Below are 11,868 nucleotides of genomic sequence, written 5' to 3' on the forward strand. Positions count from 1 at the left end.
GGCATGCCTGACCCGTTTAGCTCATTTACGTGTAATGGTTCTCGAACCAGCTTTCCAGAATGATGACCGCAGAAAGCGAATCGACGCTGCCTTTGCTCAGGGCGCGAAAACCCCCGCGCTCAAACAGTTCAGCACGAGCTTCGACAGTGCTAAGACGCTCATCATGCAGCTCAATCTGTACGCCAAAACGGCCATGCAGACGGTTGGCGAATTTACGTGCCCGTACGGTCAGCGGTTGTTCGGTGCCATCCATATTCAGCGGCAGGCCCACCACTACGCGGTCCGGCTGCCACTCTTTCAGCAGCGCTTCAATTTTGTTCCAGTCCGGTACGCCATCATTGGCTTTCAACGCTGTTAACGGGCGGGCTGTGCCGGTCAGTTGCTGGCCAATCGCCACGCCAATACTTTTCGTCCCAAAATCAAAGGACAACATGGTCATACTGCTCATCAGGCGTGTCCTGCTTCACTGGCGATATTATGGATATCGACACCCATACTTTTTGCTGCTTCGCGCCAGCGCTCGGCAATCGGGGTATGGAACAGGATATTGCTGTTGGCGGAGGTCGTCAGCCAGGCATTTTCCAGCAGTTCGCTTTCCAGCTGATCTTTTTCCCAGGCACAATAGCCCAGTGCAACCAGTACCTGTTCGGGTTGATCCGGCGTACCCAGCGTTTCCAGTACATCGCGGGATGTGGTGATCACCGTGTTGTCAGACACACGAATGCTGGAGGCAAATGTCCGCTGTGCGGAATGCAGAATAAAACCGCGATCCTCTGCCAGCGGGCCCCCGGCAAACACCGGTTTATCCAGTCTTGCGTCGGATTCACGTGGCTCTGGTGATATTTTTAGCTTGGTGAGAATGCCGTCAACCGTCAGATTTTCCATCGGTTTATTGACGATCAGCCCCATCGCACCATCATCATTGTGTTCGCAGATATAGACCACTGAACGTTTGAACAGCGGGTCCTGTAGCGTTGGCATGGCAATCAAAAAGTGATGCTGTAAATTCATACTTAGTGTTCTGTAGTCTGGTTAACGCCCGGGCGGTTCGCCACGGGCGTTAATGGGTGAGCGGAGGGCAGTCCGGCCCTGCCGCAACAATCAGGCCAGGCGTTTTTCAATCGCATCCATCAGCATGCCGGTGATAGAAATCGGGAATGCGGCTTCGATCTCGCGAACGCAGGTTGGGCTGGTCACATTAATTTCAGTCAGTTTGTCACCGATAATATCCAGGCCGACAAAGATCAGTCCTTTCTCTTTCAGGATTGGGCCAACGCGGCGGGCAATTTCCCAGTCGCTTTCGGTCAGTGGACGAGCTTCACCACGGCCACCCGCGGCCAGGTTGCCACGGGTTTCTCCCGCTTTTGGAATACGCGCCAGGCAGTAAGGCACCGGTTCGCCGTCCACCACCAGCACGCGTTTATCCCCGTCTTTGATGCCAGGAATAAAGTTTTGCGCCATGCAGTAGAACTCGCCGTGGCTGGTCAGGGTTTCGATGATGACTGACAGGTTCGGGTCTTCTTTCTTGACGCGGAAGATTGACGCACCACCCATGCCATCCAGGGGTTTAAGGATGATGTCGCCGTGTTCCTGCCAGAATTCACGGATCTGGCTGGCATTACGTGTGACCAGCGTATCCGGGGTCAGTTCGGCAAACCAGGCAGTGAACAGCTTTTCGTTACAGTCACGCAGGCTCTGCGGCTTGTTAACGATCAGTGTGCCTTTCTCTTCCGCACGCTCAAGGATGTAGGTGGCGTAAATAAACTCGGTATCGAACGGAGGATCTTTGCGCATCAGCACCACGTTAAGATCGGCCAACGCAATGTCCTGCTCGCTGCCGAACTCGAACCATTTGTCATAGTTCTGCTCTACGCTCAGCAGGCGGGTGCGGGCACGGCCTTCGCCACCACGCAGATAGAGATCGTTCATCTCCATGTAGTGAATTTCGTAACCACGGCGCTGTGCTTCCAGCAACATGGCAAAGCTGGTGTCTTTTTTAATATTGATGGAAGTGATCGGGTCCATCACGATGCCAAGCTTAATCATTCTTTCTTCTCCACTTAGAGCTATCTAGCCTGCAAACTGTCTGCAACGATTACGCTCAAGTATGTTTATTAGTTTTAGCCCAGGTCGCCAAAACGCACCTGCAGGGCGGTAATCGCCGTCAGGGCGGTGGTTTCGGTACGCAGTACGCGCGGCCCCAGCAAAATATCGGTGAAACCATGCTGTGCGGTCATACTGATTTCATCGGACGTGAGTCCTCCTTCCGGGCCAATCAGCAACCTCACGCGCTCAACCGGGAGCGGCAGTGTGTTGATGCTGTGTTCAGCTCGTGGATGGAGATTTAATCTTAACCCGTGATCCTGCTCTGCACACCAGGCGTCAAGTGCCATTGCTGGCCTGACTTCCGGTACGCTGTTTCGCCCACACTGTTCGCAGGCGGCAATGGCGATTTTCTGCCACTGCTGAATTTTTTTCGCCAGACGATCTGCATCCAGCTTTACGCCGCAGCGTTCAGAAAACAAGGGGGTAATCACATTTACTCCCAGTTCTACGGCTTTCTGTATCGTAAACTCCATCTTTTCACCGCGTGACATCACCTGCCCAAGATGCAGATGAAGGGGGGACTCGCGGCTGTCGGCGCGGGTTGCGATGATTTTGACACGCACATTTTTTTTATCTGCCTGAATAATCTCGGCGGCAAAAGTCAGATTTGTGCCATCGAACAATTCCAGGGCCTGGCCTGGCACCATACGCAGTACGCGGCCAACGTGGTTAGCGGCTTCTTCGCTGAGGGCGGTTTCACTTCCTGTCTCTAATGATTCAGGGTGGTAAATGCGGGGTATACGCATGGAAATCCTGTCAAAATGAATGCACGGATGCTGTGCAGTGTAGGTCAGTGATTTTACCGCTGGCAAGCCTGCTGTACATAAGGGTTGTGATTCCCCTGCACACGCGCAATGCGGCGGTCGCGTTCGCACTCCCACTGAGTAGCCGGGTACTGCTTATTCCATGCGGTCATCAACTGGGTTTGCTGTTTTGACATTTGCAGCTGGTACTGGTCACGCATATAGAACCAGGTGCGGGCAATCGCGCCACGGGCGCGCACTGGCGGCTCAGCCAGCTTATTTTTAAAATCGACCTTCATGGCGCACTGGCCGTACTGCGACTCGCCGCCGTTCCACTGGCTGTACATAAAGTTACCGCGATCGCCGTTTACTTCGCCGATAGACGGTTGCAGGTTGTGCAGGTCAGTTTCGATGCGGCGGTAGCCCTCATCTTTGGCGCAGTTTTTCCGGCCGCCGTTTTGCCAGCACTGGCGCTGGTGGCCGAAGCTCCAGGCCGGAACCACATGTTCCCACTCAATACGGCTGGCGCGGTTGGCGTTCTTACGCACCTGATAACCGCATGAGGCGAGGTCAGGAACGCCTTTTTTCCCCTGCCAGTGAATTTTACAGCCGCAGTAGAAAGTGCCGGGCGCACCCTCATTGATCTGCGCAGCATAAGCTTTCGCCTGGTTGAAGCTGTTCTGATGATAGTTATCCAGGCTGAGGGCATGGGAAAAGAAGGCGGGTAACAGCAGAGCAAAGGCCACAGAGGCTAAAATTTTGCGAGACATATTCCAGTAAATCTGTAATCCATGAAAGAGGCAGGGAGAGTAACAGATATGCAGGATATTACGAATAAGTGGCGAAGACAGGTGTCTTAAATTGCCTGAATTTCAATCATATCAGGCAGATTTTAAGATTTCTGGAAGTCACCGGACTTGAGGATGTCACCGCAGTGCAGACAGCGGTATTCGCTTTCACCGCGTACCACCCGGTTATGGCGTCTGACCGTCAGCTGATGCTGCTGACAACGGCAGAAATAGGGGAAGGCCCGGCTACGTACGGATTGAACTGCGAACTGATGGGTACGACGGGCGGGAACACCAAGGATGCTTTCCATCATCCATTTCCACTCTTTACCGTGGGGGGCAACGCGACCGAAATGTTTCCATACCAGCAGGTGGGCCAGCTCATGAGGGACAACTTCATCAATAAACGCCTGCTGATTTTCCAGCAGTAATACCGGATTCAGGCGGATTTCCCAGTGCTGTAGCCAGGCGGTTCCGGCAGCGGTTCCACGCTGCTGATAAACCAGTGCCGGTTCGGGATAGTCGCGCTCCAGCCGCACATTGGCCTGCTGTAATTTTTCACGCAGTTGGCGCATCACGGCCTGTTGCAAAGCGATGGGGAGTCTCTGGGATTTCATGCAGGCAAGAATACGGGCCGACACCGGGCAATTCAAGCTGTAGCTGGCATCTTCTGGCGCTATAAAAAGAAAACGGGCCAGCATCATCGCTGGCCCGTTTTTATCGTGGGTCTTTGGCGTCACTGATTGTTCAGTCGCGCTGACCGATATTGCGTAGTTTTTTACCGCCTAACAGATTGCGTTCGATGTGCTCCAGTGAAACGTTTTTCGTTTCCGGGATCAGCCACAGTGTCAGGACAATAAAGAACAGGTTCAGCGCGCCGTACACCCAGAAGGTGTTGGCGTTACCCAGCGTGTTCAGCATGGTCAGGAAGGTGGCTCCGACAATCATGTTGGCAATCCAGTTGGTCGCGGTCGACACCGTGATACCGAAATCACGCCCTTTCAGCGGCTGGATTTCTGAACACAGTACCCAGATCAGCGGACCGGCACTCATCGCAAAACCAACGATAAACATCAGCAGCATCGCAATAGCGAAGTATTGCGCGCCTTCTGAGTGAATCCCCACGTGCAGCATGGTACCCAGCACGCCCATACCGGCAGCCATCACAATGAAGCCAAGGATTAGCGTCGGCTTACGGCCCCAGCGATCCACCAGACCAATAGCGATAAAGGTGGCCAGCACGTTGATCAGCCCGACAATCACCGTTCCCCACATCTGCTGGGTGGTATTGGTGAAGCCAGCAATTTCGAAGATTTTTGGCGCGTAGTACATGATGACGTTCATGCCGGTGAACTGCTGCATCACCTGCAACAGCACGCCAAGATAGACCGCGCGGCGGAAGTTGCTGTTGTCTTTGAACAGCGACCAGCCAGACTGCTTGATCTTCAGACTTTCACGAATTTCATCCAGTTCACGTTTAGCCTGTTCGCTGGTATCACGCAGACGATCCAGCACCCGCTGTGCGCTGCGGAAATCACCTTTCGCCGCCAGCCAGCGTGGGCTGTTAGGCAGGAAGAACACACCCACCAGCAGCAGCAGGGCAGGGATAGTGATCACGCCGAGCATCCAGCGCCATTCACCGGAGTAGCTGAAGGCAGTATCCGACAAATAAGCACCCAGAATACCGATGGTAATCATCAACTGGTACAGCGATATCATGCTGCCACGGATCTTCTCCGGTGCAATCTCAGACAGGTAAAGCGGAGCAGTATACGATGCGACACCCACCGCCAGGCCCAGCAGTACGCGGGCGACAATCAGCATTTCCGGGTTAGGGGAGAAGGCTGACCACAGGGAGCCGATAACGAACAGCACGGCCCCGATCATCAGGCTTTTCTTACGGCCGAGATAGGATGACATCCAGCCACTGCCGACGGCACCGATTGCGGCACCGAACATCATTGAACTGACTATCCACTCCTGTTGGTGAGGAGTCACGCTGAAGTCTTTCGCGATGAAGGGTAATGCGCCGGCAATAACACCGATATCCAGGCCGAACAGCAGGCCTGCCAGTGCTGCGAGGAAGCAGACAAACAGGGTCATAGCCTTGTTTGATGTCCTGCTGCGTTTTTTATTATCAGGCATGGTCGCCTCCATTAAGTAGTACCGTATGTTGTTGTTATAGATGTTAGGAAACCCTGGTACAGCAGACTGTGCTTCAGATCACATTAGTGTAATCGCTTACACTCTGGAAGTTTCTGAAAAACACTTTTTATCCCGCTGTAACTCTTTGTAACCAGTAAGTCATAGCACTTTATAGCTTTAACCGTTTTTACAATGAACGGCTATCGGACAACGCTGAAAATAGCGCATTTTAGGATTTAGTTGAAGATGTTATTTGTTATAACACTAAGAAAAATAAAGAATTATTAAGTGTAATCGTTATCACTAACTGCGATGTGTTTAGGGTCTTTCAGGCATAAAAAAGGGCACCCGAGGGTGCCCCTGATACATCAGGCTTGAGTTTATTTCAGGCCAGCAGCATCACGCAGCAGTTCAGCTTTGTCGGTTTTTTCCCAAGGGAAATGTTCGCGACCAAAGTGACCGTATGCCGCCGTTTCACGGTAGATCGGATGCAGCAGGTCCAGCATCTGGATCAGGCCGTAAGGACGCAGGTCGAAGAATTCGCGCACCAGCAGGGTCAGTTGTTCAGTTGAGACTTTCTCTGTGCCGAAGGTTTCGACCATGATAGAGGTCGGTTCTGCTACGCCGATAGCGTAGGAGACCTGGATTTCGCAACGATCGGCCAGGCCAGCGGCCACGATGTTTTTCGCCACATAACGTGCTGCGTAGGCCGCAGAGCGGTCAACTTTAGACGGATCTTTACCTGAGAACGCACCGCCGCCGTGACGGGCCATGCCGCCGTAGGTATCAACGATAATTTTACGCCCGGTCAGACCGCAGTCGCCCATTGGGCCACCGATAACAAAACGGCCAGTTGGGTTGATATGGTATTTGGTGTTGGCGTTGATCCACTCCGTCGGCAGAACCGGCTTGAGGATCTCTTCCATTACCGCTTCCTGCAGATCTTTCTGCGAAACGTCTTCGGAGTGCTGGGTCGACAGAACGACGGCATCAATACCAACAATTTTACCGTTGTCGTACTGGAAGGTGATCTGGCTTTTCGCGTCCGGACGCAGCCAAGGCAGGCTGCCGCTTTTACGTACTTCAGCCTGACGCTGTACCAGACGGTGTGCGTAAGTGATCGGCGCAGGCATCAGCACGTCAGTTTCGTTGGTGGCGTAACCAAACATCAGGCCCTGGTCGCCAGCACCCTGCTCCAGCGGGTCGGTACGGTCAACGCCCTGGTTAATGTCGGGAGACTGTTTGCCAATCGCACTCAGTACGGCACAAGAGTTGGCATCAAAGCCCATATCGGAATGGACATAGCCGATATCACGCACGGTCTGACGAGTGATCTCTTCAATATCGACCCATGCGCTGGTGGTGATTTCACCGCCAACCAGAACCATTCCGGTTTTCACATAGGTTTCGCAGGCCACGCGAGCTTTCGGATCTTGCTCGAGGATGGCATCGAGCACAGCATCTGAAATCTGGTCGGCGATTTTATCAGGATGTCCTTCTGATACGGACTCGGATGTAAAAAGGTGTTTAGCCATTTTATTCTTTACCTTGACTCTAACGGGTTGAAAATCGACTGCATGCGCCAGGACCGGAAACCAGTCTGGAAACTCAGACATGACGCCCCCACAGGCAAAGCCATGAGCAGTACAAACAAGACGCTGATAAGCGTCATACTTCAAGCTGTGGCTTCGCTGGCGACGCTTGTTTGTCGCCCTGCTACAACTCGAATTATTCAGGGTATAGAAGTTAACCAGTTTAGACGGATTAACATCTGGACGGCTATTCTAGGTTACTCATTAATCGGATTGCCAGCGTTTTTTCTTTAATGAAAATTTCAACTAATGTTCAAAGTGTCAAATTTTCATGACAGAGGGCGCATTGTGCACATTAAGATTTTGCATAATGTTATACTTAAGAGGTTGTTCGGTGCGGAATTTCAGCGTTTTGTGCTGACTAACCTGCCAGTCGATGGGTTGTTGTCGCGGGTTTTCCCTGCGATAGTAGTTTACTGTTTCGCATCAATGAAATTCGAGGATCGAAATGTCTGACGACATGAAGACAATTAAGGGTTCGTCAGCAGGCGAACAGGGCGTACTCCGTTCCATGCAGGAGGTCGCCATGAGCGATTTGGACGCCAGCAAAATGCTGCGGACTTACAATATTGCCTGGTGGGGTAATAACTACTACGACGTGAACGAACTCGGCCACATCAGCGTTTGTCCCGATCCCGATGTGCCGGAAGCACGCGTCGATCTCGCCAAACTGGTGAAAGAGCGTGAGGCTGAAGGCCAGCGCTTACCCGCCTTGTTCTGTTTCCCACAAATTTTACAGCATCGCCTGCGCTCGATTAACGCCGCGTTTAAACGTGCGCGTGAGTCTTACGGCTATCGCGGTGATTACTTCCTGGTGTATCCGATTAAGGTTAACCAGCATAAACGCGTGATTGAGTCCCTGATCAACTCCGGTGAACCCCTGGGGCTGGAAGCAGGCTCGAAAGCCGAGCTGATGGCCGTGCTGGCCCATGCCGGGATGACGCGTTCGGTGATCGTCTGTAACGGCTATAAAGACCGTGAATATATCCGCCTCGCACTGATTGGCGAGAAGATGGGCCACAAGGTCTATCTGGTGCTGGAAAAAATGACCGAAGTGAAGCTGGTACTGGAAGAAGCGGAACGCCTGAACGTGGTACCACGCCTGGGTATTCGTGCGCGTCTGGCTTCGCAGGGCTCCGGCAAATGGCAGTCGAGCGGCGGAGAGAAATCCAAGTTTGGTTTGTCCGCGACCCAGGTGCTGAAGCTGGTCGAGATTATGCGCGAAGCGGGCCGTATGGAAAGCCTGCAGCTGCTGCATTTCCATCTGGGCTCTCAGATGGCAAACATTCGTGATATTGCAACAGGTGTGCGTGAGTCGGCGCGCTTCTACGTCGAACTGGCGAAGCTTGGCGTTAACATCCAGTGCTTTGACGTCGGCGGCGGCCTTGGCGTGGATTATGAAGGCACGCGCTCGCAGAGCGACTGCTCCGTTAACTACGGTCTGAACGAATACGCTAACAACGTGATCTGGGCTATCGGTGATGCCTGTGAAGAACACGGCTTACCGCATCCGACGGTGATCACGGAATCGGGCCGGGCAGTGACCGCGCACCATACGGTGCTGGTCTCCAACATTATCGGTGTGGAACGTAATGAATTCAGCGAGCCTCAGGCGCCGCTGGAAGACTCCCCGCGCCCGATTGTCAGTATGTGGGACACCTGGCAGGAGATGCATGAGCCGAGCAACCGCCGCTCATTGCGTGAATGGCTACATGACAGCCAGATGGATCTGTTCGATATCCACACCGGTTATTCGCAGGGAACTTACGACCTGACGCAGCGTGCCTGGGCCGAGCAGCTGTATCTCAGCATCTGCCACTATATTCAGCAGCACCTTGACCCAAGCAACCGCGCGCACCGTCCGATTATCGATGAGCTGCAGGAGCGTATGGCGGATAAGATTTACGTCAACTTCTCGCTGTTCCAGTCGATGCCCGACGCCTGGGGTATCGATCAGCTGTTCCCGGTGATGCCGCTGGAAGGGCTGAATCAGGTGCCTGAACGCCGCGCCGTGCTGCTGGACATTACCTGTGACTCGGACGGGACTATCGATCACTACATTGACGGTGACGGCATTGCCACCACCATGCCAATGCCGGAATACGATATTGATAATCCGCCGATGCTGGGCTTCTTTATGGTCGGTGCCTATCAGGAAATTCTCGGTAACATGCACAACCTGTTCGGGGATACCGAAGCGGTCGACGTCTTTGCTTTCGCCGACGGTTCGGTGGAAGTACAGCTTTCTGACGAAGGCGATACCGTGGCCGATATGCTGGAATATGTGCAGTTGAACCCGGCAGAGTTGCTGACGCACTTCCGTAACCAGATCAAGCAAAGTGACCTGGATGAAGAGCTGCGCGCGCAGTTCCTGGAAGAGTTTGAAGCAGGCCTGTATGGCTACACGTATTTAGAAGACGAGTAAGTCTGGCCCCCAAACGGTCATACTGAATTAACGAATCCCTTCCGGGTCGGGCTAACGACGCGGTGGGGATTTTTTTCATCTTTTGTTTGTCAGTCAGAAAGGAGTTGCTATGAATAACACCCTGGGTAACCAGTACGATAACTCGCTGGTTTCTAACGCCTTCGGTTTTATGCGTTTTCCGGTCAATTTTCAGCCTTACGACAGTGATGCCGAGTGGGTGATTACCGGTATTCCGTTTGATGCAGCCACCTCCGGTCGTCCGGGAAGCCGTCTTGGTCCAGGCGCTATTCGTCAGATTTCCACCAATCTGGCCTGGGAAGGTTGCCGCTGGCCGTGGGAGTTCGACCTGCGTCAGCGCCTGAATGTGATTGACTGCGGTGATCTGGTTTACGCCTTCGGGGATTCTCAGGATCTGAGCGACAAATTGCAGGCACATGCGGAAAAGTTGCTGGCTAACGGCAAACGTATGCTGACGTTCGGCGGCGACCATTACATCACGCTGCCACTGCTGCGCGCGCATGCCAAAACATTCGGTAAGATGGCGCTGGTCCATTTTGATGCGCACACCGACACCTATTCTAACGGCCCGACGTTTGACCACGGCACCATGTTCTATACGGCGCCGAAAGAAGGGCTGATCTCACCTGAGCATTCCGTACAGATTGGCATTCGTACCGAGTTTGATAAGTCTCTGGGCTTTAATGTGCTGGATGCTGCTCAGGTCAACGATCGCAGTGTGGATGATATTCTCGCGCAGGTGAAAGCGATTGTCGGCGATCTGCCCATCTATCTGACGTTCGATATCGACTGCCTGGACCCGGCCCATGCCCCAGGCACCGGAACGCCGGTGATTGGCGGCCTGACCAGCGATAAGGCCAGCAAGCTGGTACGCGGTTTACAGGGAATGAATATCGTTGGTATGGATCTGGTGGAAGTGGCACCGGGTTACGATCAGTCCGATATCACCGCACTGGCGGCTGCCAGCCTGGCGCTGGATATGCTGCACGTGCAGGCAGCGAATAAAGGGTAGTTTCCTGTGAGAAGGGCTGACCGAAACAGACGGTCAGCCCCTGGGTTTGCCAGGGCGATCTTTTTTCGGTCGCCCCGTGTTGATTATTTACCAGCCGCAATACGCTGTTTGATGTGGTCTGCGCGCGCCTGGGAAGCCGGGTGCGAATCAAACATGCTGCTTTCGTGAGTCCCTTCCATCTTCGCTAACTTCTCAAAGCTGGTCACCAGGCCCTGTGGGTTGATGTTGCGCTTTTTCAGCAGATCGAATGAGTAGTCATCCGCCTGGGACTCCTGGCTCTGGGAGAACTGTGCATTCACCAGTTTCTCGCCCAGTGCACCTAGCTGAGACTGTGACAGCGATGCGGCAACGCCCCCCGCAGAAGCTGCGGCAGTACGTGCAGCAGTCGTGGCATAGGCCAACTGCATCGCTTTACGTGAGTGACCCAGCGCTACGTGGCCCATTTCATGGCCCAGCACGCCTTCGACTTCGTTATCGGTCATCAGGTCCATCAGGCCGCTGTAAACGCGGATACAGCCATTGGCCATCGCCCAGGCGTTGACGTCTTTGGTCAGATAAACTTTATAGTTTGCCGGGGTACCGTTGATATTGTCGCCCAGTGCCGCTGAGATTTTGCTCAGGCGTTTAGCATAAGTGCTGCTGGCAGGGGCGATCTGCGCTTCGCTGTCCATCTGCTGACAGGATTTATCGCTTAACTCTTTGACCTGTGCATCGCTCAGTGTGGCAGCCTGGTAGGCTTGTGCACCGGACTGCATCAGCGTGTTAGCATCAAAATTCTGACAGCCAGAGAGGGTCGTGGCCAGTGCCAGTGCAGCGAAAGAAATACGTTTCTTCATTCCAGTTCATCCATTTAGGTAACAAGGTAGGAAAATCATTAAGTTGAAAAAAAACGTCGGGAAAAAAAAGCCGACGGAAGAGGTGTTATAGCGCGTGTAAAGGCGATTGCCTAGTCGCCATGCTCTCAAACTGCAACTTCTGTGATTATTTTTACATCCTGCGGCATGTACATGTTACCCGTATTTCATGTACATTGATGGTC

At 53.4% G+C, this 11,868-nt stretch carries 12 protein-coding genes; 3 read left to right on the plus strand and 9 right to left on the minus strand.

What is annotated here, in order from left to right; translation table 11 throughout:
• Positions 1-25: 25 nt before the first annotated feature.
• From ruvX to metK, 8 genes are all read right to left on the minus strand, one after another.
• The gene (gene ruvX / locus FVB43_RS11255) at positions 26-448 is read right to left on the minus strand and encodes a Holliday junction resolvase RuvX (RefSeq protein WP_191933856.1); all 423 of its coding nucleotides are present in this window, start codon (positions 446-448) and stop codon (positions 26-28) included.
• Positions 448-1,011: a YqgE/AlgH family protein gene (locus FVB43_RS11260; RefSeq protein WP_133846161.1), complete on the minus strand. Its 564-nt coding sequence runs from the start codon at positions 1,009-1,011 to the stop codon at positions 448-450. Before FVB43_RS11260 ends, ruvX begins: the two co-directional genes overlap by 1 nt.
• 90 nt (positions 1,012-1,101) lie before the next feature.
• The gene (gshB, locus tag FVB43_RS11265; RefSeq protein ID WP_133846162.1) at positions 1,102-2,046 is read right to left on the minus strand and encodes a glutathione synthase; all 945 of its coding nucleotides are present in this window, start codon (positions 2,044-2,046) and stop codon (positions 1,102-1,104) included.
• A gap of 74 nt (positions 2,047-2,120) precedes the next feature.
• The gene (gene rsmE / locus FVB43_RS11270) at positions 2,121-2,852 is read right to left on the minus strand and encodes a 16S rRNA (uracil(1498)-N(3))-methyltransferase (RefSeq protein WP_167864027.1); all 732 of its coding nucleotides are present in this window, start codon (positions 2,850-2,852) and stop codon (positions 2,121-2,123) included.
• A 53-nt stretch (positions 2,853-2,905) separates the two neighbouring features.
• Positions 2,906-3,619 (minus strand): deoxyribonuclease I, encoded by a 714-nt coding sequence (gene endA, locus FVB43_RS11275; RefSeq protein ID WP_133846164.1) that lies wholly within the window; start codon positions 3,617-3,619, stop codon positions 2,906-2,908.
• 122 nt (positions 3,620-3,741) lie between these two features.
• Positions 3,742-4,254, minus strand: a complete 513-nt coding sequence (locus FVB43_RS11280) for a SprT family zinc-dependent metalloprotease (RefSeq protein ID WP_133846321.1) — start codon at positions 4,252-4,254, stop codon at positions 3,742-3,744.
• 130 nt (positions 4,255-4,384) lie between these two features.
• On the minus strand, positions 4,385-5,782 hold the full coding sequence (locus FVB43_RS11285) for a sugar porter family MFS transporter (RefSeq protein WP_133846165.1): 1,398 nt from the start codon (positions 5,780-5,782) through the stop codon (positions 4,385-4,387).
• A 380-nt stretch (positions 5,783-6,162) separates the two neighbouring features.
• On the minus strand, positions 6,163-7,317 hold the full coding sequence (gene metK / locus FVB43_RS11290; RefSeq protein ID WP_133846166.1) for a methionine adenosyltransferase: 1,155 nt from the start codon (positions 7,315-7,317) through the stop codon (positions 6,163-6,165).
• A 306-nt stretch (positions 7,318-7,623) separates the two neighbouring features.
• On the opposite strand from metK, the gene FVB43_RS24890 reads away from it, so the two are divergent.
• From FVB43_RS24890 to speB, 3 genes are all read left to right on the plus strand, one after another.
• Positions 7,624-7,830, plus strand: coding sequence for a virulence promoting factor (locus FVB43_RS24890; RefSeq protein ID WP_133846168.1), 207 nt, complete (start codon positions 7,624-7,626; stop codon positions 7,828-7,830).
• On the plus strand, positions 7,823-9,799 hold the full coding sequence (gene speA, locus FVB43_RS11300) for a biosynthetic arginine decarboxylase (RefSeq protein WP_133846169.1): 1,977 nt from the start codon (positions 7,823-7,825) through the stop codon (positions 9,797-9,799). Before FVB43_RS24890 ends, speA begins: the two co-directional genes overlap by 8 nt.
• 109 nt (positions 9,800-9,908) lie before the next feature.
• Positions 9,909-10,829: an agmatinase gene (speB, locus tag FVB43_RS11305; protein ID WP_133846170.1), complete on the plus strand. Its 921-nt coding sequence runs from the start codon at positions 9,909-9,911 to the stop codon at positions 10,827-10,829.
• Positions 10,830-10,912: 83 nt separating this feature from the next.
• On the opposite strand, the gene loiP is transcribed toward speB, so the two are convergent.
• The gene (gene loiP, locus FVB43_RS11310) at positions 10,913-11,665 is read right to left on the minus strand and encodes a metalloprotease LoiP (RefSeq protein WP_133846171.1); all 753 of its coding nucleotides are present in this window, start codon (positions 11,663-11,665) and stop codon (positions 10,913-10,915) included.
• Between the last annotated feature and the right edge of the window lie 203 nt (positions 11,666-11,868).

It is taken from the genome of Erwinia rhapontici, assembly GCF_012271765.1.
Lineage (GTDB): Bacteria > Pseudomonadota > Gammaproteobacteria > Enterobacterales > Enterobacteriaceae > Erwinia > Erwinia rhapontici.